The 23707-nt window shown below is 62.1% G+C and carries 21 protein-coding genes and 2 pseudogenes; 10 read left to right on the forward strand and 13 right to left on the reverse strand.

The window, feature by feature from the left end:
• Positions 1-161: 161 nt before the first annotated feature.
• On the reverse strand, positions 162-1469 hold the full coding sequence (locus QCD75_RS09370; protein ID WP_301227902.1) for a hypothetical protein: 1308 nt from the start codon (positions 1467-1469) through the stop codon (positions 162-164).
• A 385-nt stretch (positions 1470-1854) separates the two neighbouring features.
• Between QCD75_RS09370 and QCD75_RS09375 the strand changes: the two are divergent.
• Positions 1855-2475: pseudogene (locus tag QCD75_RS09375) on the forward strand (alpha-amylase family glycosyl hydrolase).
• Positions 2427-2627 carry a hypothetical protein gene (locus QCD75_RS09380; RefSeq protein WP_301227904.1) on the forward strand — a complete coding sequence of 67 codons (201 nt, stop codon included), beginning with the start codon at positions 2427-2429 and terminating at the stop codon, positions 2625-2627. Before QCD75_RS09375 ends, QCD75_RS09380 begins: the two are co-directional and overlap by 49 nt.
• A 35-nt stretch (positions 2628-2662) precedes the next feature.
• Here QCD75_RS09380 and QCD75_RS09385 read toward each other — a convergent pair whose 3' ends face one another.
• The 4 genes from QCD75_RS09385 to QCD75_RS09400 form a co-directional block, all read right to left on the reverse strand.
• Entirely contained in the window at positions 2663-3115 is a 453-nt protein-coding gene (locus QCD75_RS09385) for a hypothetical protein (protein ID WP_367400643.1), read from the reverse strand.
• Positions 3116-3233: 118 nt separating this feature from the next.
• Entirely contained in the window at positions 3234-3917 is a 684-nt protein-coding gene (locus tag QCD75_RS09390; RefSeq protein ID WP_301227907.1) for a GntR family transcriptional regulator, read from the reverse strand.
• 99 nt (positions 3918-4016) lie between these two features.
• Positions 4017-5546: an APC family permease gene (locus tag QCD75_RS09395; RefSeq protein WP_441005458.1), complete on the reverse strand. Its 1530-nt coding sequence runs from the start codon at positions 5544-5546 to the stop codon at positions 4017-4019.
• Between the two features lie 67 nt (positions 5547-5613).
• Positions 5614-6579 carry an alcohol dehydrogenase catalytic domain-containing protein gene (locus QCD75_RS09400; protein WP_301227908.1) on the reverse strand — a complete coding sequence of 322 codons (966 nt, stop codon included), beginning with the start codon at positions 6577-6579 and terminating at the stop codon, positions 5614-5616.
• A 99-nt stretch (positions 6580-6678) separates the two neighbouring features.
• On the opposite strand from QCD75_RS09400, the gene QCD75_RS09405 reads away from it, so the two are divergent.
• The 5 genes from QCD75_RS09405 (at position 6679) to QCD75_RS09425 (ending at position 12477) form a co-directional block, all read left to right on the forward strand.
• Entirely contained in the window at positions 6679-8022 is a 1344-nt protein-coding gene (locus tag QCD75_RS09405; RefSeq protein ID WP_301227909.1) for a glutamine synthetase family protein, read from the forward strand.
• Between the two features lie 8 nt (positions 8023-8030).
• The gene (locus QCD75_RS09410; protein WP_301227911.1) at positions 8031-8735 is read left to right on the forward strand and encodes a type 1 glutamine amidotransferase; all 705 of its coding nucleotides are present in this window, start codon (positions 8031-8033) and stop codon (positions 8733-8735) included.
• A gap of 100 nt (positions 8736-8835) precedes the next feature.
• Positions 8836-9561: a gamma-glutamyl-gamma-aminobutyrate hydrolase family protein gene (locus tag QCD75_RS09415; RefSeq protein ID WP_301227913.1), complete on the forward strand. Its 726-nt coding sequence runs from the start codon at positions 8836-8838 to the stop codon at positions 9559-9561.
• 118 nt (positions 9562-9679) lie between these two features.
• Positions 9680-10936 (forward strand): cytochrome P450, encoded by a 1257-nt coding sequence (locus QCD75_RS09420; RefSeq protein WP_301227915.1) that lies wholly within the window; start codon positions 9680-9682, stop codon positions 10934-10936.
• A 35-nt stretch (positions 10937-10971) separates the two neighbouring features.
• Positions 10972-12477: an aldehyde dehydrogenase family protein gene (locus tag QCD75_RS09425; protein ID WP_301227917.1), complete on the forward strand. Its 1506-nt coding sequence runs from the start codon at positions 10972-10974 to the stop codon at positions 12475-12477.
• A 33-nt stretch (positions 12478-12510) separates the two neighbouring features.
• On the opposite strand, the gene QCD75_RS09430 is transcribed toward QCD75_RS09425, so the two are convergent.
• A complete protein-coding gene (locus tag QCD75_RS09430) occupies positions 12511-13173 on the reverse strand; it encodes a GntR family transcriptional regulator (protein ID WP_301227919.1) in 663 nt (220 codons plus the stop codon).
• A gap of 157 nt (positions 13174-13330) precedes the next feature.
• On the opposite strand from QCD75_RS09430, the gene gabT reads away from it, so the two are divergent.
• The 3 genes and pseudogenes from gabT to QCD75_RS09445 form a co-directional block, all read left to right on the forward strand.
• A complete protein-coding gene (gabT, locus tag QCD75_RS09435) occupies positions 13331-14677 on the forward strand; it encodes a 4-aminobutyrate--2-oxoglutarate transaminase (protein ID WP_301227921.1) in 1347 nt (448 codons plus the stop codon).
• A gap of 64 nt (positions 14678-14741) precedes the next feature.
• Positions 14742-16265 carry an aldehyde dehydrogenase gene (locus QCD75_RS09440; RefSeq protein WP_301227923.1) on the forward strand — a complete coding sequence of 508 codons (1524 nt, stop codon included), beginning with the start codon at positions 14742-14744 and terminating at the stop codon, positions 16263-16265.
• A gap of 176 nt (positions 16266-16441) precedes the next feature.
• A pseudogene (locus QCD75_RS09445) lies at positions 16442-17119 on the forward strand (transposase); the annotation flags it as partial.
• 437 nt (positions 17120-17556) lie between these two features.
• Here the strand turns inward: QCD75_RS09445 and QCD75_RS09450 are convergent.
• The 7 genes from QCD75_RS09450 to QCD75_RS09480 form a co-directional block, all read right to left on the reverse strand.
• Positions 17557-18060 (reverse strand): flavodoxin domain-containing protein, encoded by a 504-nt coding sequence (locus QCD75_RS09450; RefSeq protein WP_301227925.1) that lies wholly within the window; start codon positions 18058-18060, stop codon positions 17557-17559.
• 24 nt (positions 18061-18084) lie between these two features.
• Positions 18085-19383 (reverse strand): FAD-dependent oxidoreductase, encoded by a 1299-nt coding sequence (locus QCD75_RS09455; protein ID WP_301227927.1) that lies wholly within the window; start codon positions 19381-19383, stop codon positions 18085-18087.
• Positions 19383-19892 (reverse strand): HtaA domain-containing protein, encoded by a 510-nt coding sequence (locus tag QCD75_RS09460; RefSeq protein WP_301227929.1) that lies wholly within the window; start codon positions 19890-19892, stop codon positions 19383-19385. The genes QCD75_RS09455 and QCD75_RS09460 overlap by 1 nt, the downstream gene beginning before the upstream one ends.
• A gap of 342 nt (positions 19893-20234) precedes the next feature.
• On the reverse strand, positions 20235-21002 hold the full coding sequence (locus tag QCD75_RS09465) for a GntR family transcriptional regulator (protein WP_301227931.1): 768 nt from the start codon (positions 21000-21002) through the stop codon (positions 20235-20237).
• Between the two features lie 80 nt (positions 21003-21082).
• Positions 21083-22255, reverse strand: coding sequence for a CaiB/BaiF CoA transferase family protein (locus QCD75_RS09470; RefSeq protein WP_301227933.1), 1173 nt, complete (start codon positions 22253-22255; stop codon positions 21083-21085).
• Entirely contained in the window at positions 22256-23086 is an 831-nt protein-coding gene (locus tag QCD75_RS09475) for an HpcH/HpaI aldolase/citrate lyase family protein (protein WP_301227935.1), read from the reverse strand. It abuts the gene before it with no gap.
• Between the two features lie 38 nt (positions 23087-23124).
• Positions 23125-23691 (reverse strand): MaoC family dehydratase, encoded by a 567-nt coding sequence (locus QCD75_RS09480; protein WP_301227937.1) that lies wholly within the window; start codon positions 23689-23691, stop codon positions 23125-23127.
• Positions 23692-23707 lie beyond the last annotated feature (16 nt).

The following is a 23707-nucleotide window of genomic DNA, read 5'->3' on the forward strand; positions in this document are numbered from 1 at the left end:
CATTTTGCTCATGACCCGAGCAAAACCCGTCCGAGTGTCCACGATGTCCTGGGACACACTGTCCACGATGTCTTGAGACTCGACAGCTGCCATCAGCGGCGAAGAACGACCACAGGTGATAGTGCATCCGCACCACGGTCCGCAGTAGACTAACCTCCGGGTTATTTATCGACCAATTCCTCGCGGCCGGTCTCAGACTCGTCCACCGTCTGTTCGCCGCGCTTTTTCCGTTTGAACAGCCCTGCAACGCTCCCTCCGACCGAGCCCGCCGTACCGGCGATGGCGCCACCGACCCCCTTGACCACGGTGAGGGCCTGGGCCTCATCCGGGATCCCGTCCCCGTCGATGTCCACGCTCCGGAACGCGCGCGTTACCGTGTCGGCCGCGGTGGCTACCCCGGCGCCCACTGCCACAGCGCTCGTTGCGACGCCGCCTCCGACTGTGCTGGCAGTGCCAGCAATCCAGTTTCCCGTCACCTTCGCGGCGTCCTCCATTGCTGCGAGAGCTCGGTTCTGTTCGACATCGCGGTCTTCGCCTTCAGGATTATCCTTCATACTGACGGCCAGATGTTCGGGGAACATGTCTGGTGCATCGGCGAACGCTGCCCGGGCAGCGACGATGACGTCGCGACCGAACACGAAGCGCGTGACTCCTCCCGCCAAGGCTCCAACTCCATATTCAATCGTTGCCTGCTGCTTTCCACTCAAATTTTCTCGCACGACGTCCAGCTGACCCGTCTCCATGGTCCGAACCAAACTCTGCGCGGCGCCTCCAGGGAGGGTGTCCGCGAGCGTGTTCGCCCAGTGCGACCAGTCGGTGCGGCCAGCAGAGATCCTATTGCCGATGCCGACGATGCTTTCAGGCGACGCGCCCGATAGGTCTGTCGCCATCGTTGCGATTTGCTTCTGGCTCACGCGTTCGTTCGAGAGTCCGTAGACAAGGGCGAGGGCCTGGTCTTTGTCGAGGTCCATTCCGTGAATATCGGCAATAGCGAGCGCGAAAACCGCGGTGATCTCGAACTGCAACTGCTCATCGCCTGCGGGAAGGAGAGCAGCGGCTCGCTGTGCACCGTTCTTCGCAGTACCCAGCGCCATGTTCTTTGCGGCCTGTTTCGCAGCGCTCTTTGCGGCAAATTTGACGGCTTCCTTGCTAGTCTTCTTGGCTGCCTGTTGTCCCGCACTCTTCATGCCGGCTGCTGCCGCCCCGACTCCAGGAATCATCGCGATACCAATATCAGCCGCGATCGCGCCGGCGCTGATGAGGGCACCAGCAGTAGTGATCGAGGTTCCGTAGTGACGCTCCAACATCTGGATCACCTCAGCGGGCGTTGCGTCCGGGTGCCGCCGCCGGAGCCGCATGACGTATTTGCGAGCGATCGAATGACGAGCACTCACGGCCTTCGCAATGTCACGCGTTGCGTCCTCGCCGACGAGCTCCGCCTCAAGCGTGATGCTCTCAATATTGGTCATCGCCTACTCCTTTGTGGTTGCACCTCTCCGGGAGGTGGGAAGGCGGCTGATATGAGAATCCACCAGTGCCCCCTGGATCTCTGGTGATTGTATTCATGGATCCTCGCTTGGCAGGTCGCGGCGCGTTCAAACTCCTGGACTAAGTGACTTTCCACTGGCCACAAAGAGAACCGGCCCTGAACCTACCGAGGTACTCAGGTGGGGTGGGGCCCACAGCCAGCCACCATGTCCTGGGTGGTCTGCCTAACGAAGCCATCGAAGAGCGCCGTTATCGGCGCTGGTGTTGCTGATCTTACTGGCGGGGACGTCCCGCCGAACAACTGGCAGAGCATCTTCGGCGGACTGGAACTGGCGCAACCCCGCCGTCGGCGACTACTTTGACGGTGTGCTGCGCTTCTGGTTTAACAAGGGCGTGGACGGGCTCCGGATCGACGTCGCGCATGCACTGTTCAAGGCCGAGGGCTTGCCGGACTCGCCCTCCACCGGCGGGGTGGTGGACGGGCTGCGGTCCAACCCGCAGGTCTCGGACCAGGAGGAAGTCCATGAGGTCTACCGCCGCTGGCGCACCCTGGCCGAGAAGTAGCAGCCGCACCGCCTGCTGGTGGGCGAGGTCAACCTGGAACCAGCCCACGCCGCGCGCTACACCCGGCCCGATGAAATGCAGCAGGCCTTCGCGTTCGCGTTCGTGAAACTCGGCTGGGACCCCGCCGCCTGGGCCGCCGCCGGAAACGAACTCGAAGCCGCCCGCCAGCTCCACGGCGCCACCCCCACGTGGACGCTGGAAAACCACGACACCGTCCGCTCCGTCACCCGCTGCGGCGGCGGCGAGATCGGGGCCCTGCGTGCCCGGGCCGCGCTGGTGGCCTTGCTGGGTCTGCCCGGCCCGGCGTACCTGCATCAGGCCAGGAGCTGGGGCTGCCCGAGGTCGACGTCCCGCTCGAGTCCCGGGTGGATCCGATGTGGGCCCGCGGCGGCACCTGGCGGGTCGAAGCCGGAAACCTGCTGATCTGCGAGCGGAGCCCGGACTTCTTCGTCGCCGTTGCCATGGGCACCGAACCGGTGCAGGTGCCGGCCGGAACCGTGCTGCTCAGCGCTGGGCCCCTGGTGAAGGACGGCTGGCTGCAGCCGAACAACGCTGTCTGGTTGCTGCGCGACTAACTCGACCGGTCACACGAAGGGCCGTCCACGTTTCTCTAGAACATGGACGGCCCTGAGACGTCTCCAACGGACGTCGAGCTCCCCGCCGTCGTCGAACGGGCCGCGTCAAGTACCCCGGTAGATTTTCCAGGCGACGCCGTAGCCCAACGGCAGTCCCTTAGATCGCTTCGGTGGGTCCGTTGGAGGCGCCGTTGGTGTCGAAGTTTCGGAGCTTCTGGTAGCGCTGCCAGGCGAGGGTGACTTCGTGGTTGGGGTCTCCCTTGGTGAGCTTCGCGTCCAGCCGGGATGCCTGTTCCTCGGTGAGGTGTTCGGCGCCGATCTGAGGGGTCCGGCGGATTACGTGCGGGTGTGGTCCACGATTCGGGTGACCATACCGGCTCCGGGTGGGCCGGTGTGTGCCAGACAGTGTGCCAGGAGACGCCGAGCTGGTGGGCCAGGACCGATACCGAGGTGTCGCAGTGCTGGAGCGCATCGGGTGCCCAGTTCACGGCACGGACGGTGAGTTTCGCCCGTGGCCCGGTCAGTGGGTGCTCCTCGGTGAACGTCGTTCTTGGGCAGTCCGGATCCGGGCTGCCCAAGAACCACGCTCATCTGCGAAGGGCCGGATTAGGCTTCCGGGAAGAAATTCACGCGTTGCAGTGCTTCTGCCGCCCGGACTCCGTTGACTGACAGATGGTTCTCCATGGCGGTTCTAGCAGCCTCGGGATCACCCTGGCGGAGCGCTTCGAGAATCTCGTCATGCTCTTCGGCTGCCTGCTCATCCCAGCCGGGAATGATCTCGCTGAAGCGTAGGGACATGGTTTTGGAAAGTATACGGAGCACCGAAATGAGGCGGTGGGAACTTCCCGTACTGTTGATGATCTTGTGGAACTGGAAGTTGTAATTCTCTTGGTTTTCGGGGTCCTTCCCCGCACGCATAGCTTCGTTGATTGTCTCGAGTTCGTGAATCTGTTCAGATGACAAGATCTGGGCGGCGCGGGCGGCCGCCATGCCCGCCACTCGTCCGAAGATTTCGTAGTGATCGATAATGTCCTCGGGCCGGAGCGCCTGGACGAAGTGGCCTCGGCGTGGGTAAGACATGACCAGACCCTCGCCTTCGAGAGCTATCAAGGCTTCCCGGACAGGCAGCTGGCTGACTCCCCACTCATCAGATATAGCGACCAGATCGATTCGGCTGCCGGGCTTGAATTCACCCGTGAGGATTCTGTTCCGGAGACTTTCTGCCACTTCTTCGCGAAGATTCCGGCGACGTTGCACGGTGCGCGGCGGGGGATATTGGGCCGGTGTCATTGACACAGCGTATTTCAACGGCGCGTCCTTAGAGTCGTTGTCCCGATGTTTTGATGGCAGGAGTGCGGGACGGCGGCGGCCGCCGTCCCGCTTCCCGCATCAGGAAACGAATTCCTTTAGGACCTCAGTGTCGCTCTTCTTGCGCTCGAGGATGAATCCGTAGACCAGCGCAATCGCGAATGTAACGAAGGGGAGTGCGACGAGGCACCAGCCGGTGGCATTCATTTCCCATTCTGGGCTGTCGGCGCCCGCCGTCCCACTGATGAGTCCGAAACGCGAGAGCAAGAGGTACTCGGCCACGATTATGGACACCAGTCCCAGCAGGGGTGCAACCAACGTATTCCAGATGCGGGTGTCCGCCCGGGTTTCCCTGAAGAAGCGGATGACCGCGATGCAGACCAGCCCCTGGATGAACGTCAGTCCCAGGATGGCGGTGATAGCGAACCAGTAGAAAAGGGTTACGACCGGGTCGAGCCCTGCCAGGGCAAAGGCCACAATGGTCACCACGCCAATGGTGGTCTGAAGTACCGATGCGCGTACGGGTGTCTTGAAGCGGCCGGTGACGCCGAGGCTGGCCGGCAGCAGCCCCGAGCGGCCCATCGCGTAGAAGTAACGTGTGGCGGAATTGTGGAAGGCCAGAACGCCGGCGAAAAGGCTCGAAATTAGCAGCCAGCTCATGACTTCGGGCAGCCAAGGTCCCACGTATTGCCCTGCGACGGAGAATAGCAACTGGGTGGGGTCGGCCAACGGCGTGCCTTGGAGAGTTGTGACTTCGAGCGTCTTATTGACGATGTCCGCCGAACCGGCACCGGAGATGACGGCGAACGATGTCAGGGAGAAAACCAGGGTAATGATGGTAACTGCAGCATAGGTTGCCCGGGGAACGGTGCGTTTGGGATCACGGCATTCTTCGCCGTAGATTGCGGTGGCTTCGAATCCGATGAAACCTGCAAATGCGAAGGCAAATGCAATCCCTGGTGCGCCTTGGAATACGTTTACGGGGCTGAACGACGCTGCAAAGTCCAGTCCATTGGGTCCTCCGCCTTGGAAGACGACGGCAAGTCCGGTGACAATCATCGAGACGAGCTCCAGCGAGAGCAGGACCCCGAGGACTTTGGCGCCGAGGTCAACATTGAGGACGCCGAAAATCTGGACGACGCCGATGCACAGTAGGCACCAGAACCACCACGGCAGGTCAAGCCCAAGGGATGCCATTTTCTGCGAGACGGTTGCCCCGAAGAATCCGTAAATGGCCGTTTGGACCAGACAGTAGGACAAGACCGAGACGAAGGCCGCGGCCACACCCCATGGCGCACCCAAGCCCCGCCCCACGTACGCAAAGAACGCCCCGGCGTGGGTCACATGGTGGCTCATGGTCGCGTAGCCGACAGCGAAGAACATCAGCATGATGCCGGCAATAAGGAATGCTCCGGGTGCTGCAGCCCCGTTGCCCAGGACGATGGTGCTCGGGACGAGACCGGTCATACCCGCAATGGGTGCGGCAGCTGCCACCACGAAAAATACGATCCCGGCAACTCCCATGGAGTTCCGATGCAACTGGTTGTCAGGCGCCTCCCCCTCCCCCGCTGGCCTCTGGGGAACGGTCAATACTTCTTCTGGTGACGTCATTTGCTAGTCCACTTCCTTGTGTTCTATAACGGTTGATTTGGGATGTACGGATGGGTGACCCGGAGGCCTAGCCCATAACCAAAACGGCGCGGCCCTTGATGCCCCCGGCCCGAAGACGGTCATGTGCATGCTGGGCCTGGTCAAGCGGGATGGGCTCGACCGCGTGTTGCAGCGGATGATTTTGGGCGAACTCCAGAAGCTCCTTGAGCTCATCAAGGCTTCCCCAGATGCTCGTGGTGAGAACTGCTTCGCTGGGAAGGACTCCGACCCCAAACTCAATACGCCCGCCCCACAGGCCGACGACGACGATGATGCCCTGTCGGTCGATGCTCGATGCCGCAGCTGCCATTGTCGCGTCTGCTCCAACAAAGTCGATGACTGCATCGTATTTGCCGCTAAGCCCGTCCACGCCGCATGTCATGTCCGCGCCAAGACTCTTGGCCGCCTCCAACTTTTCGAGTGATGTATCCACGACGGTCAACTCTGTGTTGGTCAGGGCTTTGAGGAACTGAATGGCGAATTGCCCCAGACCGCCGGCTCCTATGACGATCGCCCTGGAGTTCTTGCCCTGGAGGTGGGGCAGCGCCCGCTTGACCGCGCGGAAGGCGGTCAGGCCCCCACAGGCGAGCGGTGCCGCGGAAGCCGGATCCATATCCCCGATGGGGATGAGGTAGTCGCGTTTGGGGACCCGCATGTATTCGCTGTACCCGCCGTCGGAGACTATGCCCGCTTCGCGACCGTCCGGACAGATCATCTCCAAGCCTGATGTGCACTGACGACACTCTGGCCGGCCACAACCCCACGGTGCGTAGACGAGGACTCTGCCCAATTCAGGGTGTTCTCCCACCACTTCGTGTCCCAGCACGACAGGGTAGGGTCCACCGAAATCACCATCAGCTACGTGCAGGTCAGAGTGGCAGACACCGCAAGCCAGAACCCGGATCACTTCCTCCTCCGGTCCGCGCGGAACCGGAATTTCCCGGTCCACCAGTTCCAGTGGGGAGTGAGGCTTGTTCACGACTATTGCTTTCAAGAGGATCTCCGTTCATATTTGGTATACGGGATACGCTACCTAGTGACTTAGATTACACTGATCAAATATCGAATATCTAGTAAGAGATCGAGGAACCTCATGAACCCCATCGCTTTGACACCGCCGTCAACCTTGGAGGACTGTGCCAGGATCGCGGAAGAAAATGGCATCCACACCGTCGAATGCGTCTTCACGGACACGTGGGGACTGCCCCGCGGCAAGATGCTGCCCCTGGAACAGTTCCTGACAGGAGCGGGATTCAGCATCGCGCAGGTGGCGTTCTCCTGGGACATGCGCAGCGATATCCACCCCACTCCGTGGGCACCAGAGGGATGCGAATTTCCGGACATGCACGCGGTGCCCGATCTTCCAACCTTCCGGGTAGCCGGATGGACGAAGGGCATGGCGACGGTTATGTGCGACATGCGCGATCCCAAGACCGATGAGCGTATCGCCATGGATGGGCGGGGCATGGTGAAGGACACGCTCAAGGAGTTTGAGGCATTGGGCTATCGCGTAGACATGGCCACGGAACTGGAATTCCACTTGTTCACCAGCGACTGGAAGCCCATCTCGGACAAGTCCTACTGCTACTCGCTGGACAGGGCAAATGAACTGGAACCGGTGGTCGGTGCCATCCGTGCCGCGCTCACGGCGTCCGGTATCACGGTCGAGGCGAGCAATGTCGAGTACGGTCAGTCCCAGGTTGAGATCAACCTAAAATACGGCGACGCCATCACAATGCTGGACAACACGATTCTCTTCCGCCACATCGTACGCCAGGTGGCCCGGCAACATGGATACAACGCCACCTTCATGGCTAAGCCCATCAACGGGGGCGCCGGCAGCGGACTCCATGTGCATCAAAGCCTCTGGAACAGCGACGGAATCAATGTGTTCTCGACGAAGGACGCTGAGGGCCCGGTGCACTCGGAGGTCATGCGCCGCTACCTGAGCGGGCTTGTGGCGCACCAGCTGGAGCTTCAGGCGATCGCGCTTCCGACCGTCAACGATTACAAGCGCATAGTGGACTACTCATTCTCCCCGACCCAAGTGTGCTGGGGCCTGGACAACCGCATGGTGGGTGTGCGGTGCATTACCAATGCCGGTCGTGGGACGCGACTTGAAGTGCGCTGGGCCGCCGCGGACGCAAACCCCTATCTGGTGGCCCAAGGCTACCTCCGGGCGGGCCTGGACGGGCTGAGGAATGACCTGCCGCTGCAGCCCATTTCATCGGGGGATCCCCATGTTGACCCCAGCCTCCGGAGGGTAGCCTCGACACTGGCTGAGGCCGTGAACACCTTCGCCGGCAGCCCGTTCGCCAAGGCGGCTTTCGGCGGGATCTTCGTGGACACGTTCTGCGCGATGCAGCGCGTCGAGTTGGCTGCATTCGCTGCCCACGTCACGGACTGGGAGTTCAACCGTTACCACGACATTCTCTGATGGAAGACATGACTTCCAGAGCAAAGACCGTACTCCTCATCACGCACGAACAGACGTCCTCCACTGACACGGGCCTCATCGGCCAGGTTCTGTTCGACGCCGGGCACATCATCAAAACGCATGAAGTGTTCTCCCTCAACGAGGACGGCACCCGGACGACCAACTCCCGCTTCCCTGCCCCGGGGGACTTCGACGCCGTCATAGCTTTCGGCTCCTTCAGCCATATTTACGAGATCGCAGAGGAGTGGGTTACCCGGGAGATCCAGTACATCTCGATGATCCACCAGCAACGGATCCCATACCTTGGGATCTGCTTTGGCGCCCAGCTACTTGCCGAGAGCCTGGGCGGGCGCACTGTGCGCGCCGACAGGATCGAAGCGGGGCTGATCACTTTCGAACCGGGACACACCTGTCCGATAGTGCCCGGACCATGGTTCTCCTGGCACAGCGACAAGGTCGAACTGCCCGACCATATTGACGTACTGGCCAGGACCACCGTCGCTTCGCAGGTCTTCCAGAGCGGCCGCTCCATCGGAGTTCAATTCCACCCGGAGGCCAACGTGGAACTAATGGACGAGTGGATCAAAATCGGCGGCCACGAGTTGCAGGGGATCCTGGAGGTCGACGACTTCCGACGCGGATGGGCGGCGCACGAGCCAGCTGCCGAACGTAACACCAAGGAACTGCTGGATTGGTTCCTGAACGCACGGTAATTCCTGGTGCCGAGAAAGTCCGTGTTCTGGGCTGAAGGACCAAACAGACAGCTATCAACCGGTGCGCCGTAGCACCCAGAATTTTTGAATGGACGGGAAAATGGAGAGACAGCATCGCAGACCCCTCATTGCCGTACCGGGCCGCTTTTCCGAGAGCGCTTCTGCGCTGAGGTACAAGGCACTCGTCAACGCCCATGCACTCATCAAGGGCGTCTACGAGGCCGGGGGCGAGCCAGTGACCATCCTTCCGGTCGCAGATCCCGGAACGTCAGAAAGCGCACTCTATGAGGAGGTATCGCAGCGGCTGGCTTTCGCTGACGCGGTACTGCTTCCCGGGGGCGGGGATATAGCAGCCTGGCGCTACGGGCAGGAGGACCATACCGAGTCCGACGCCGGGGACGACCTGCAGGACGTGTTTGATCTCGCCGTTGCCCGGTACGTGGTGGAAAACAAGGTACCAACCCTCGCGGTTTGCCGCGGCATGCAGATTTTGAATGTGTCCCTGGGCGGCGATCTCGAACAGCACCTTCCCACCCCCCACATGAACCAGATCCACACTATTACTTTGGACGATGCCAGCTCATTGACGTCATCGATCGCCCGAAACCCTCAGGTCTCCTGCTATCACCACCAGGCAGTCGGGAATCTCGGGAAGGGCCTTCGGGCCACAGCCTGGGCCGACGACGGCACCGTCGAAGCACTGGAACTTCAGGGTGCTCAGTTCTGGATCCATGCCGTGCAGTGGCACCCCGAGGACACCGTGGCTTCGGACCTCGCCCAACAGGCCCTGCTCAAGGAATTCATAGCAAACATCCCACTGGGCTGAGCCCGGAGGACAACTCAGACAATGGCAACAGTGGCCAGCCAGACGATCGCTAAGATACCGTATACGGTATGCGCAAATACCGTCTGTCTGGCCGGCATCACCAAGGAGACGCATCATCATGAACCAAACCCAAGTGCACAGCCACGACGCACTTTCTGACCATGCCTTCGAGGATGGGGTCCCGTACGAGTACTTCGACGCGGCCAGAAGAGAAGACCCTGTCCGCTGGATCGAGGAAGAAGACGGCCCGGGCTACTGGTCCGTGACCCGTTATGCTGACGTCGTCGCCGTCACGCGCAATTTCCAGCAATTCTCGTCGGAGACGGGGGGAACCACCCGTGAAGACATCGGGCACGAGGACCTGATGGCGCGGCAGACGCTGATCGATACCGACCCGCCCCTGCACACAGCGATGAGGCGAGTCCTTTCCCCCCGCTTCACTCCCGGCAACGTCCACAAGGAGTGGGTTGGCTTTGTCGAAGAGCTGGTCCAGAAGACGCTCGACCAGGCGTTTTCGCGGTCCAGCTTCGACTGGGTGGCCGACGTGGCCTCAGTCATCCCCATGATTGTGCTCGGCGAGCTGCTCGGGGTTCCGACCGAGGACAGGGCCTACCTCAAGGCACTCGGCGATGAAATGATTGCGGGTGCGGACCCTGACCACGCTCCCCGCACGGCTGACTCCCCCGAAAACGTCAAGGAAAACAGCGGCTACCCGTTCTCCAGCCCCGCGGGCAGGGACATCTGGAAGTATGCGGATGCCCTGCGCGACCGCAGGGACGGCAACCTGGGCCACGACGTGTTCTCGCTGCTCATGACCGGGAACCTCAACGGGCGCAAGCTCACGGGGCGCGAGCTGGACAATTTCTTCTCCCTTCTGGTGGTTGCAGGCAATGAGACCACCCGTATGGCGCTTTCCCACGGACTCCTTGCGTTCGCCCAAAATCCAGACCAGTTCCGCCGCCTCAAGGAAGATCCATCCCTCCTAAACACCGCTGTTGAGGAAGTGCTCCGCTGGGCTACCCCCATCCATCATTTCCGCAGGACGGCGCTGGTTGACACCACGATCGGTGAAACTCCGATCAAGGCCGGGGACAAAGTAATCATCTGGTACGCGTCGGCGAACCGGGACGAGACTGTGTTCGAGGCACCGTACACGTTCGACATTTCACGCAAGCCCAACCCGCATGTGGCGTTCGGCGGCGGGGGTCCCCACATCTGCCTGGGCAATAGCCTGGCGCGGCTGGAACTGCAGATTGTTTTCCGCGAGCTTGCCACGCGGGTACAGACCATTGAAATTGACGGCCCGGTGCACCGCCTTCGCTCCAACCTCACACACGGAATCAAGGAACTGCCGGTCCGTCTGACCTACGCCTGATCCAACAACACTTACTTGCCTCGAAAGGGATAGCCATGACATACGACGCAGTACTCCCGGCGACCTCACACAGGGTTTCCACCGCAACGCAGGCCTTCATTGAACGGGCACAGGGCCTACGAATTGGCGCTGACACAGATCGCGAAGCCAAATCAGGGGCCACCTTCCAGTCCATCAACCCCGCGACGGAGGAAGTCCTCGGCTCCATCGCTTCCGGCACGTCAGAGGATGTTGACTCCGCCGTTGACGCAGCCAGCGCAGCCCTCTCCTCAACGCAATGGGGCGGTGCGAGCCCAGCCGCCCGCGCCCAGTACCTGTTCGATCTGGCCGACGCCGTAGACGCCAACCGCGAGCAGCTGGCAGAACTGGAAACATTGGACATGGGTAAGCCCATCTCCCAGGCGCTGGACGACGTAGGGGGCGTGGCGGCCGTTTTCCGGTACTACGGCGGCTGGCCAACCAAACTCGAGGGTTCAATTAACCCCGTCCGCCAACCCTATTTCGGCATGACCCAGATAGAGCCTCTGGGTGTCTGCGGCGCCATTACACCCTGGAATTTCCCGCTCGTGATGGCTTCGCACAAGATCGGACCCGCCCTCGCCGCCGGCAACACGGTGGTCATCAAGCCCGCCGAGGTTAGCAGCTACTCAACACTTTTCTTGGCTGACCTTGCTCGCCAGGTGGGCCTGCCCCCTGGAGTCCTCAACGTAGTTACCGGGCCCGGGCGCACTGTGGGGCAGGCGATCGTGGATCATCCCGACGTTGTAAAGATCTCCTTCACGGGGTCCACGCCTGTTGGTCGCCGGATCCTCGAAGCAGGCAGCCGGCAGATGAAGAAAGTCAGCGTCGAACTCGGTGGAAAGAGTGCGAACATCGTCTTTCCTGACGCTGACATCCAAGCGGCCGCCCGAGGTTCAGCTGAAGCCATGTGGGAGAACGCCGGACAAGTGTGCGTGGCGCCCACCAGAATGTTTGTCCATGAGGACGTCTACGACGAGCTCGTGGAGGCGCTGGCCCGGGAAACCAGGACCCTGCGGGTCGGCGACCCGCTGCGCACCGACACGGACGTGGGCCCGCTCGTCTCCAAAGACCAGTACATATCAGTCCAGGAGTACATCAACATCGCACATTCTGAAGGAGCGCACCTCAGCGTTGGAGGGCGGGCTTTGGACCAGTTGGGATACTTCGTCGAGCCGACCATCTTCACCGAGGTCCGGAACGATATGAGAATCGCCCAGGAAGAGGTGTTCGGCCCGGTTCTATCGGTGCTTCGTTTCCGCACAGAAGCAGAAGCCATCAGGCTCGCTAACGACTCACCGTATGACCTTGCTGCCGCCGTGTGGACCCGGGACATCGCCAGAGCCCTTCGCATGAGCAAGGCGCTCAAGGCCGGTACGGTATGGGTGAACACCCACGGGCGGTTGGATCCCGCACAAAGCTTCGGAGGCTACAGCAAGTCCGGAAACAGCCGTGAGCTCGGCCGTGAAAGTGTACTTTCCTACACGAGGTCCAAAGCAGTCATGATCGATTTGTCTGCCTAAACCGTGGGGTGTAGCCCGGCCTTTAGGGGCGGGCTACACGCTGTGGACTGCGTGCAGTCCGCGGCCGGCGAGAATGTGCTCGTGTGCGACTTTGCTCGCCAATTCCGGATCCCCGGATTCGGCGGCCTCCACAATTGGCCGGTGCTGCTCGGGGAAATCAACGGACGTGCGGCTCTCCAGAATGTCGGCCCAAACGTGCGCGGCCATAGCCGTCTGCCAAATCACGTCGAACATACTAAGGAGATATTCATTGTCCAGTGCCTCCACGGTGCAGCGGTGGATCGCTTTATTAACCAGGAAGACCTCCATGGCGGTGGTCTGGGGGGCTGATACCAGCTCCTCAAACGTTGACCTCACATACCGTGCCGCTGTGCCGCCGCGCCGCGCAACCTCCGCCAGGGCGAACGGTTCGATGGCACCTCGGGCGGCGTACTGCTTGTCCAGCTCCGCGTCAGTCAGCTTGCGCACAATGTAGCCACGGCGACCGCCAGGCTCGATCACACGTTCCATCTCCAGCCGGTGCAGGGCCTCACGGACCGGAGTCCGGCTGATACCCAAACGGGCTGCCAGGTCGTCCATCAGCAGCCTGGTGCCTGCACCCAGATCCTGCGTCAGGATGCCCTCGGCGATCTGCGCATAGGCAGCGTCAGCGAGCGTCTCACGAGCAAACTCAATTTTCTTCACGGTGTCCGCCACTTTCCTGTTTTTCACAGCCTACCGGCTATTGGCTTACATGGGATTTCCGTATACCGTATACCTTATTCGGGACTACCCATTCTTTTCGTCCTCACCAGCTGACCCGTGAGCGTCACGAACCACCATTGAAAGATCCAATTACGAAGGAGGCGGCCCCATGACCGCACACATCACAGTCGGCGGCACTGACCTTGTTCAGGAGCGCAGGCTCGTCACCGGAATCCCGGGCCCCCGCTCCCGCGAGATTCTTGAGCGCAAGGAGGCGGCAGTCGCCCGGTCAGTCGGCCACACCTTGCCCATCGTCGCTGATGTGGCCGGGGGCGGGACGCTTCTGGACGTCGATGGTAACTCGTTCATTGACCTGGGTTCAGGTATAGCCGTTACCAGCGTCGGCAACTCGAACCCACGCGTGGTTCGTGCGGTACGCGATCAGCTGGACCGCTTCACGCACACGGCCTTCACCGTGGTGCCGTACGAGAGCTACATCGCGGTGGCAGAGAAGCTGAACCAGATCACGCCCGGCGACTTCACCAAACGCACCGCCCTGTTCAATTCGGGTTCGGAAGCGGTGGAAAACGCCGTTAAGATAGCCCGGCACGCTACAGGTCGCCAAGCCATCGTGGCGTTCGAACACTCATTCCACGGACGCACCAACCTTGCCATGGCCCTCACCGCGAAAAGCGCGCCCTACAAACAGGGTTTCGGCCCGTTCGCCCCAGAGATCTACCGCGTTTCCGGGTCCTATCCTTACCGCGATGGCGGCCTCACCGGGCAGGAAGCAGCCCGCCGGGCGATCGAGCATATTGAAAACGAGCTCGGGTCCCAATCGGTTGCCGCCATCATCATCGAACCGATACAAGGAGAGGGCGGCTTCATCGTCCCCGCCGAAGGCTTCCTGTCAACCCTGCGGGAATGGACGGAGTGCAACGGGATTGTGTTCATCGCAGATGAGATCCAGTCCGGCTTTGCCCGGACGGGAATGTGGTTCGCAGTTGACCACGAAGGCGTCGTCCCCGACCTCATCACGATGGCCAAAGGCATAGCGGGCGGGCTGCCGCTTTCCGCAGTTACGGGGCGTGCTGAACTGATGGACGCAGCCCAGGTCGGTGGCCTCGGAGGTACATACGGCGGTAACCCGCTCGCGTGCGCAGCGGCGCTTGCCACCATCGAATCCTACGAGGAGGACGGATTGCTGGAGCGCGCCCGGCGGATCGGGGACATCCTGACTGATCGCTTCACCGAATTGCAGCGGGCTGACCCCCGCATCGGCCAGGTGCGCGGACGCGGAGCGATGATTGCGATCGAGCTTGTCGACCCGGACACACTGAGCCCGGATCCGGCGCTGACTTCCAAGGTGGTGAAGTACGCCCACCAAAACGGGGTCATCCTCCTCGCCTGCGGAACCTACGGAAACGTCATCAGGTTCCTTCCCCCGCTGACCATCGAGGATCCATTGCTCCACGAAGGAATCGGAATCGTCGCGGACGGATTGGCGCGTTCATAATCCACTTTCAGACCCGGCGGTTACCCCGCACCGATCTCCCCGTTCAGCAAAGGATGAAACAGCCATGACAGCACAGAGCAGTGATTTGATCAGCCGTCTCGAGGATAGTGAAGGCCTGACGCAGTACAGTCACTACATCGGGGGCGCCTTCACCGGACCCGAGGATGGCGAGTACTTCGATACCGTCAATCCGTACACCGGAGAAGTCTGGGCACGGATCGCCAAAGGCGGCCCGGCCGACGTATCCCGGGCAGTGGCTTCCGCTTCGGGGGCTTTCAAAAGTTGGAGCAGGACCAAGCCTCAGTACCGCGGCAAGTTGCTCATGGATCTGGCAGATCTCATCGAGGCCAACAGCGAACACCTTGCCCGGGTTGAGGTCCGCGACAACGGAAAGCTCTACGCGGAGATGGCCGCACAGACCCGCTACATGGCCGGATGGTACCGCTACTACGGTGGCATGGCCGACAAGATCGAGGGTTCAGTCATTCCCAGTGACAAGCCCAACATCCTCAACTACACCCGGCTGGAGCCTCTCGGCCCGATCGCCATGATCACGCCGTGGAACTCTCCCTTGCTTCTTCTGGCGTGGAAACTGCCGGCGGCTCTGGCGGCAGGCAACACCGTCGTCATCAAACCCTCGGAATTCACCTCCGCGTCAACGCTGGAGTTCATGACGCTCTTCGAAAAGGCGGGGTTTCCCCCCGGCGTGGTCAACACGGTTACGGGCTTCGGGCAGGATGTCGGGGCCCCGCTTGTCAGTCACCCGGACATTGTGAAGGTGGCCTTCACCGGTTCCGAGACGGCCGGTCAAAAGATCTACGAGAACGCCGCGAGCCAGTTCAAGCATGTTTCACTCGAGTTGGGCGGGAAGTCCCCGAACATCGTCTTCGAGGATGCGGATCTGGATGCCGCTGCTGCCGGTGTTATTTCCGGGATCTTCGCAGCAACAGGTCAGACGTGCATTGCCGGCTCGAGGCTGCTGGTCCAACGCTCCATTCACGACGCGTTCGTCCAACGGGTTGTGGCGCTGGCCGAACAAGCCAAGATCGGCGACCCGATGTTGCCCGATACGCACGTGGGGCCCGTGACCACCCGTCCGCAGTTTGAGAAGGTTCTCGACTACATCGACATCGCCAGGCGTGAGGGGGCCAAATGCGTATTGGGAGGCGCGGCTTACACCGGGGAAGGCGCATCCGGGGGACAGTTCGTCCAGCCAACGATCTTTACGAATGTTCGCAATGAGATGCGCATCGCCCAGGAAGAAGTCTTTGGCCCGGTCCTTGCGGTCATCCCGTTCGACGACGAAGAGGAGGCACTATCCATTGCGAATGACATCAGCTACGGCCTGGCCGCCGGAGTCTGGACACGTGACATTGGCAGGGCCATCCGCCTTTCGGAAAACCTGCAGGCAGGCACAGTATGGGTCAACACTTACCGCGCCGTCAGTTTCACGTCCCCCTTCGGAGGATACAAGCGCAGCGGTCTGGGCAGGGAAAGCGGAATTGACGCTATGAAGGAGTACCTCCAGGTCAAGTCAGTCTGGATTTCCACGGCTCCGGATTCGTCGAACCCGTTCGTCATCAAGTAGCCGTTGCGTGGAAAGGTCCGGGGAGTACTCCCCCGGACCTTTTTGCCGTCCCGGTACCAGATGATGCCGGCGCGCCGGATGGGCCTCCAGAGCCCCTGAAATACCGCAGGACCGCAGTCCTATGGCAGCGCGCCCTATCCGGATAACAAGGCGTCAAGACGGGAAGGATTGGACTGCCCGTTCGTTTCCTGGACGCCACCTACTGGAAGGCCCGCGTCGTGTGCCACGTCGTGTCCCAGCCAGTCATGGTCGCCTTCGGTGTGGTCGCGGACGGGCGGCGGGAAGTCCTGGGCTTCGACGTCGGCGACAGCGCGAACGGGGGATTCTGGACCGCGTTCCTGCGGTCCTTGAAGGCCCGCGGACTGGACGGAGTGAAGCTGGTGATCACCGGCGCCCACAGCGGCCTGAAGAACGCCATCGGCACGGTGCTCCAGGGTGCGGCGTAGCAGCGACCGGACACGTGAACACCCAGTTCGACGAAGTCACCCGGATGCTTCTCAAATCCCGCCGGCAGGTCGCCGCCATGCTCGGCGACGCCCGGGACGAAGTGCTCGCGTTCACCGGGTTCCCGGCCAGGCACTGGCGCCAGATCCGGTCCACGACCCCATGGAACGCGTCAACAAGGAAATCAAAAGACGAACCGACGTCGTCGGGGTCTTCCCCAACCCGCTGCCCTTCTCCGGCTCGCCGGCGCGGTCCTGGTCGAGCAATATGCCGAATGGGAAGCCGGGGACCGCCGCTACCTCTCCGAGGCCTCCATGGCCGACCTCAACGCCAGGGACACCGCACCCGCCGCGCCGATCGAGGAGACAATTTTGCTTCCCGAACGCACGGCAGCATCGTCAAATAGCTGACCTGCACGGTGTTGAGAAAACTCCACCACTCAGCGGGACGTAACCACCGGGCCGTACCAACGCCGGCAGCAAGAGCACCGCCCCGCACCGATCCGACGGTGAGCATCGCCCACCGACCGCAATATACTGACCGCCCAGCCACAGGCCGGCAGCACGGCGTGACCACCATACCGGGCATAAACACAACATGGTTACAGCGGTTTGCCTCCGATTCGAAGGCAATGGGGTCCCGTGAAGGCGCCCCTGTTGCGGGAGCACACCGGCAGACCGCCGGCGTGCGTGATCGGCGGCCGGAACTGGCCGGGAATCCTCGACAGGATCGGTCAGGCGTACCGGGCTCTCCTGGAGACTGCCGTTTCGAACAGACTGTTATCGGTCTGTATCACGGCCCGAACACACCGGGGCGGGGCGGTGACAAACCGGATCAGCACCAAGACTCATGCGGCCGGATCAAGCCCATGCTGGCCAATTCTCTGCAGCCAGCGGACTGCGGACACGTCCTCGAGCACTCCGGCGAACCAGGCTACTGCGCACTCGCCGACCGGCTCCCAGGTCGAGGCGTCGTAGCGGCCGATTTTCCCGACACGCTGCGCCCCCAGCTCCGTGAGTTTGTCGTCGAGTTTGGTGGCACCGTGTCCGTAGGTTTCCGTGTAGAACGTATCGCCAAGACCGAACATTGCATAACGCATGCCGGAGAGGTCCGGGCGGACGACTGATAGGTCTGCATAGAAGGGCAGCGCCGTGTTGGGCAGGTCGCCCTCACCATAAGTGGAGCAAAGAAAAACGTACATCGAGTCATGCTGCAGTTCCGCAATTGAGAACGACGACAGGTCCTGTACTTCCACTTCCTGGCCGTCGTTCCTGACCGACTGGGCGAGGTCTTCAGCCGCTACCTCTGCATTGCCCGATTCCGTCCCGAAAAGAACTTGGATTTTCATCATTTTCTCCTGTCTAGAATGCCTGAGTTAGTTAGCGCCGGGGCCGGCGGAGGTCTGAACGAAGTTGTTGTGTGCGATGGCGACCATGTGTTCATGGCTGGGGAACTTTCGGCGGGAGCGGTCCGCTGGCGCAGCGTCCGTCTCGGCGGAGTCCACCCTCTTCCAGGCGGAATAATCGATAGCCCGCGCGCGGACTTCTTCCGGCAGGCCACCGTAGCCCGGCTTTGTCTGTTGTTTGAGAGTATCCACGCCTGCGACGATCTCTTCCGCCACAGCCTTGGCACACGATCTGTTTTCGGCGATCGTTCCACGAGAACCCCGCTTGATCCAGCCCGTGCGGTAGAGCCCGAGATCCATAACCCCGGTTTCCAGGTTTGCCTTGAGCGCGCCGAGTCCGTGCCAGTCACCACTGTCGTAGTCAAAACCGACGGCTGTTACCACTGAGTCGGCATCCAGGTGCAGGTTGGGTCGGACGTCATTGACGGAGCGCAGTTCCACGTTCCGGACGTGCCCGTCCCCGTTGATGCTCACAGGTGCCCAACCGAAGTGCAATGCCACTTCCACACGCGTTTCGGTGCCCGGGTCGATCTCAAGAAGCCCCGCAACGGCCTTGGCCCGCGCCAAGGCGGCACGGGGAGCGTCCTCCGCAACGTCGATGGGGTCCGAGCATGAGAATCTCACGCCGCGTATGCGTCCGAGTTCGGAGAGCATTACCGGATCGGAGGGTGCGTTCGTGATTGTCGACCGGCAAATGAAGTCGATACGGCCCGCAGGCGCGCGGACGTAATCAGCCAGGACGGCGTCGTCGATATCGCTATTGACAAAATCTTCCGGCTGTTTGATGAGCATACGCAAGACGTCGATGGACACGTTGCCGCCGCCGATAATGGCTACGGATTTCCCGAGATTGGGAACGCCGGTCTGCTCAAGCGGGTGGGCGTTGAAGAGTCTTGTCAGGCGGCCGGCGCGATACACCTCGGGCAGGTTTTCACCCGGAACCCCCACCGTGCGGTCCTCCGGCAGACCGGCAGCCAGCACGACGATGTTATGGGCGTTGCGGAGCTGGTCCAGGGAGATGTCCCTGCCGACCTCGATGTTCCCAGCGAAGCGGACATCTTCGCGCTCAAACAATCGGGCAAACTGCGACTGAATTGATTTGGTGCTCTGATGATCCGGCGCGACGCCGTAGCGAACCAGCCCATAGGGAGACGCAAGCCGGTCGTAAATTGTGATCTCCGACTGGGGAAATGATCGGCGAAGGCTTTGGGCAATGTAGCAGCCGGAGGGCCCGCTTCCTATCACGGCGATCGAGAGAGGTGTATCCATCAGTGAGCTCCTTCGGTTAAGGCCATGCCGATGGCGGGCGCAGGCAGGAGAACGGTCGCGGGCGCCAAGGGAGCGCCTGCTGGGTACTTGCCAAAGAACAGTTCCGAGCCCCGTTCTGTCAGCCGAAGATCAAGCATCACGGGGCCCACCCGCCCGGGCTCAAGGGTTGCCGTTGCGAGTTCGAGCCGCGTTCCCGCCGGGGCGGCGTCGTCCACGATGTACATGCGGACCATATCCCGGGATACGTGCAAGCTTGGATCAGCTATCCGAAGCGAAAGAACGCCCAGATAGGCACGAAATTCGACGGAGCCGCCGAATTGCAGGTTTCCGCTGCCCGAAGATGTATCAATTCTGGGGAAGTGGTAGTACCCGTCGTCATCGCGTGAGGCGCCGGCCGAAACCGTGATGGTTCCGTCACCGGTCTGATTCCGGACGTAGTTATCAAAGGAGGCATCAATGCGCCATTGCAATGAGTCCGCGCCTCCGGGGGCCCGCCTGAGTTTGATCACGTCAGCTCCTTCAAGATCAATTCTGTGTGCCAAGCGTATACCGGATACGAAATACGTACAAGGGTTGCCCAAGGTGAATTGCTCCGTCTGTTAGCGCGGTACTGGACCTGCGCGACGGCGGGGCGGACCGCGTGGATAGTATCCGCGTCCTTGTCCTGCGTCATTGGATTGGTCGCGGACGACGGCAGAGCGTCGCGCGGTTGAATTCAGTGGTTCCGGCAGACCCGGGCCAGGCTTGTGGTCGCAGGCGTTCGAGTACGCACGGGCGAGCTGTTTTTGGGAGGCTGTCGGAATGGTCGAACTTATGCCCGGGCCTGGCTCCGGCCATCTCCCGGACGTGGGCTATGCGCTTGCGGCGTCCAAAGCGGCTGGTCCGGATCTTTCCTGGGCGGGTTCGGCATCGGTTGCCGGAAGTGGCGCGGCCAGTCGCTCATCGAAGTTGGCTGCGAGCAGTTCCCCTGAATGGATGATGTGCGCCACCATGGCTGCGCGCGTCTTTTCCGGGTCCCCGGTGCGGATTCCCTCCAGCAGTTCCTCATGGTCGGTCACTGTTGCCTGGGGCCAGCCCGGGATGGAGGAGTAGAACTGCCTCGGGACATACCGGGTGACCAGCCCCAGCATCCAGATGATCTTCCTCGAACCGGCCATCAGGTTGATCTCACGGTGGAAGGCGTGGTTCTTCTCTTCGAGGCGGTCGTGGTCATTCCGGGCGGCGGCCGCGATCAGCTCATGGTGCAGGGCCTCCAGCTCGGCCACATCCTGCTCGCCCGCGTTGGCAGCGGCGCGGGCGGCAAGTTCCCCGCCGATGAGGGCCTGGACCTGGAAAAGATCCCGGATGTCCTGTCCGGTCAGTGGCGCCACAACGAACCCGCGCCGTGGCACGAGCTCCAGGAAGCCCTCCACCCGCAGGGCCTGCAGCGCTTCGCGCGCCGGAGTAGTGGAGATGCCGAGGTCCTCACCGATGGTCTCGGGCCGGACCAGGGTCCCGGGGCGCAGTTCGCCTGACATGATGAGGCCCCGGATATGGGCGGTTGCTTTCTCGCTCAGTTGCGGGCGTGCGCTGCTGCGGGGACTGCGGCTGGTCATGGTCTGCGGACTCTTTCTGATCATTTTCCCCACCTAACATACGGCATCAGCCACGGCAGGCCGGGAGTACAGGCCTGCCGTGGCTGACGGACACCAAGAGAGCTTCAGTTGGTGGTTTCGGGCCGGGCCAGGGCGGGTCCGTCCAGCCCCAGTTCGGCCAGGATCTTTTCCGTGTGCTGGCCGATCCCCGGCACTGGGTCCATCCGCACGTCCGTTTCCCGGGACGTGACGGGGGGGAGCAGGCTGCGCAACGGACCGACCGGGGATTCCACGTCGCGCCAGCGATTGCGTTCGGCAAGTTGCGGATGGTCGGCGAACTCGTGCATGTCCCGTAACTGGGCGTTGGCTATGCCCGCGGCGTCGAGTCGGGAGAGGACCTCAGCCGCCGGCAGTCCACCCAGGACTGCGTCAATGGAATCGTGCAGTGCCGGACGGTTGTCCACGCGCAGCGCGTTGCCTGCGAAGCGCACATCCAGCGCCAGTCCGGGCTGCCGCAGGACTTCCTCGCAGAATTTTGCCCATTCGCGCTCGTTCTGGATGCCGAAGAACACGGTGCCATCATTGGCGCCGAACGGCCCGTAGGGTGCGATGCTGGCATGTTCGGCACCGCTACGTATAGGCGGGGCACCCCCGTATTGCGCGTAGAAGTAAGGCTGGGCCATCCATTCGCCCAGCGCCTCGAGCATGGATATTTCCAACACGTCACCCCGGCCCGTGGTGGCCCGCTGCAACAGCGAAGTCAAGATACCGGAGAAGGTGTACATGCCGGCGGAAATATCGGCGATCGAAATGCCGACCTTGGCCGGGGAGTCTGGGGTGCCTGTGACGCTCAGCAGGCCTGCTTCGCACTGGACCAGTAGGTCGTACGCCTTCTTCTGTTCGTAGGATCCCCCGCGGCCGTAGCCGGAGATAGAAGCGTGGATCAGCCGGGGATTCAGTGCGAGGGCCTCGTCCGGCCCCAGCCCAAGGCGTTCGACAGCGCCGGGCGCGAGGTTCTGGACCAGCACGTCAGCACGGGATACAAGCTCTCGCAGGACGGCGATGCCCCCTGCGGATTTCAGGTCCAGGACAATGCTTTCCTTGGACCGGTTCAGCCAGACAAAATAGCTGGCCATGCCGTGGACCTTGGTGTCGTAACCACGTGCGAAGTCCCCGGTGTCCCGTTCGACCTTGATGACCCGGGCGCCGAGATCGGCGAGCTGCCGGGTCGCGAACGGGGCCGCGACGGCCTGTTCCAGGGAGACGACGGTGATTCCCTCAAGAGGTAGCCTGCCCATTTACTGCTCCTTCTCTGCTCGCTGCAGTATTCGTTTGGCCCGCTCCGTGACAGGGCGGTCGATCATCTGGCCACTCACCTGAACAGCGCCGCCTTCGGCCCTGATGACGGACAACGCCCATTCGACGTCGGCCTTAGTTGGTGTGAAGGCTCCGTGTACGGCGGCCACCTGGATCGGGTGGATGCACAGTTTTCCGCCAAAGCCGAAGTTACGGGCCAGCCGCGCGGAATCTGCCACCGCTCCGGCGTCCGTAATGTCGATGGACGGTGAATCGAGCGGCGCCCCAATGCCAGCCGCGCGGGATGCGAGGACAAGCTGCGCTCGGGCTTGGTCCAGGAAACGGTCCCCACCATCTGCGTTGATGTCCAGCGCGAAGTCGATGGCGCCAAAGGCCAACCGGGTCACGCCCGGCACCCGTGCCAGTTCCAGCGCGTTCACCATGCCCAGTGCCGATTCGACCAGTGGAACCAGGGCCAGGTGCACCGGCATCCTCGCGCGCAGCAATTTCAGGGCATCGGCGTCTTCCGCCTTCGGCACCACGATGCCGACAAGGCCCGACTCCGGCGTCTCGGCAGAGGAAAGCAGCGCGGTGATTTCGGCGTCGTACTGCTTGGAATCCATAGGGTTCACACGCACCAGGGCACGCACCGGGTCGCCGCCGCGGGTCGGGGCGAGTCCCTCCAGGACTGCGGCCAGCGCACCGGCCTTGGCGTCCGGCGCGACCGCGTCCTCCAGATCAATGATAACGACGCCGGCGCCCGCGGCGGCGGCCTTGGCGAACCGCTCGGGGCGGTCACCGGGGACGAACAAGGCGGTGACCGCCGCCGCCACAGTGCACGCACCCCCTGTGATGCTGCCTGCCGGTGCCCTCATCGGAAGTCCCCGAGTTTCGGCAGGCTGGACTCGTCCGGGCGGGCAGACTCGACGCCGGGCAGGTGGCCCTGGCGGTACACCATGAAGGTGCGGCGGTAGCTGATCACGATCTTGCTCTCCTGGTTGAATCCTTCGGTGGCCACGGTCACCAGGCCGAGGTTGGGCCGGGAGTTCGATTCCCGCACGGCAAGGACCTTGGAGCGCGAATAGATCGTGTCCCCTTCATAGACCGGGTTGGGCATGCGGACCTCGTCCCAGCCCATGTTTGCGAAGACGTTCATGGACAAATCGATGGTCGACTGACCGGTCACCAGGGCCAGTGTGAACGTGGAGTTAACCAGCGGCAGGCCGAACTCGGTGGCCTTGGCGAAATTGCGATCCACGTGGGTCTTGGCCACGTTCTGCGTCATGAGCGTGAAGCTCTGATTGTCCGCCTCGGTCACCGTCTTGCCGAACGGATGGTAATAGATGTCCCCGGGCGAGAAGTCCTCGAACAAGCGTCCTGTCCAGCCCGGCACCACGCGACTTTCGGATGCCCCTACCTGTGTTACGTCTTCGGTCATCGATGATCTCCCTGGC

This window comes from Arthrobacter sp. PsM3 (genome assembly GCF_030433895.1).
Taxonomy (GTDB): Bacteria; Actinomycetota; Actinomycetes; order Actinomycetales; family Micrococcaceae; genus Arthrobacter.

What these genes read in the sequence shown, in the direction of transcription:
- gabT (WP_301227921.1), top strand. Translation starts at nt 13,331, where the DNA reads ATGACCGCACACATCACAGTCGGCGGCACTGACCTTGTTCAGGAGCGC.
- QCD75_RS09370 (WP_301227902.1), bottom strand. Translation starts at nt 1,469, where the DNA reads ATGACCAATATTGAGAGCATCACGCTTGAGGCGGAGCTCGTCGGCGAG.
- QCD75_RS09390 (WP_301227907.1), bottom strand. Translation starts at nt 3,917, where the DNA reads ATGACACCGGCCCAATATCCCCCGCCGCGCACCGTGCAACGTCGCCGG.
- QCD75_RS09405 (WP_301227909.1), top strand. Translation starts at nt 6,679, where the DNA reads ATGAACCCCATCGCTTTGACACCGCCGTCAACCTTGGAGGACTGTGCC.
- QCD75_RS09480 (WP_301227937.1), bottom strand. Translation starts at nt 23,691, where the DNA reads ATGACCGAAGACGTAACACAGGTAGGGGCATCCGAAAGTCGCGTGGTG.
- QCD75_RS09410 (WP_301227911.1), top strand. Translation starts at nt 8,031, where the DNA reads ATGACTTCCAGAGCAAAGACCGTACTCCTCATCACGCACGAACAGACG.
- QCD75_RS09420 (WP_301227915.1), top strand. Translation starts at nt 9,680, where the DNA reads ATGAACCAAACCCAAGTGCACAGCCACGACGCACTTTCTGACCATGCC.
- QCD75_RS09380 (WP_301227904.1), top strand. Translation starts at nt 2,427, where the DNA reads ATGTGGGCCCGCGGCGGCACCTGGCGGGTCGAAGCCGGAAACCTGCTG.
- QCD75_RS09455 (WP_301227927.1), bottom strand. Translation starts at nt 19,383, where the DNA reads ATGGATACACCTCTCTCGATCGCCGTGATAGGAAGCGGGCCCTCCGGC.
- QCD75_RS09415 (WP_301227913.1), top strand. Translation starts at nt 8,836, where the DNA reads ATGGAGAGACAGCATCGCAGACCCCTCATTGCCGTACCGGGCCGCTTT.
- QCD75_RS09395 (WP_441005458.1), bottom strand. Translation starts at nt 5,546, where the DNA reads ATGACGTCACCAGAAGAAGTATTGACCGTTCCCCAGAGGCCAGCGGGG.
- QCD75_RS09440 (WP_301227923.1), top strand. Translation starts at nt 14,742, where the DNA reads ATGACAGCACAGAGCAGTGATTTGATCAGCCGTCTCGAGGATAGTGAA.
- QCD75_RS09470 (WP_301227933.1), bottom strand. Translation starts at nt 22,255, where the DNA reads ATGGGCAGGCTACCTCTTGAGGGAATCACCGTCGTCTCCCTGGAACAG.
- QCD75_RS09425 (WP_301227917.1), top strand. Translation starts at nt 10,972, where the DNA reads ATGACATACGACGCAGTACTCCCGGCGACCTCACACAGGGTTTCCACC.
- QCD75_RS09450 (WP_301227925.1), bottom strand. Translation starts at nt 18,060, where the DNA reads ATGATGAAAATCCAAGTTCTTTTCGGGACGGAATCGGGCAATGCAGAG.
- QCD75_RS09465 (WP_301227931.1), bottom strand. Translation starts at nt 21,002, where the DNA reads ATGATCAGAAAGAGTCCGCAGACCATGACCAGCCGCAGTCCCCGCAGC.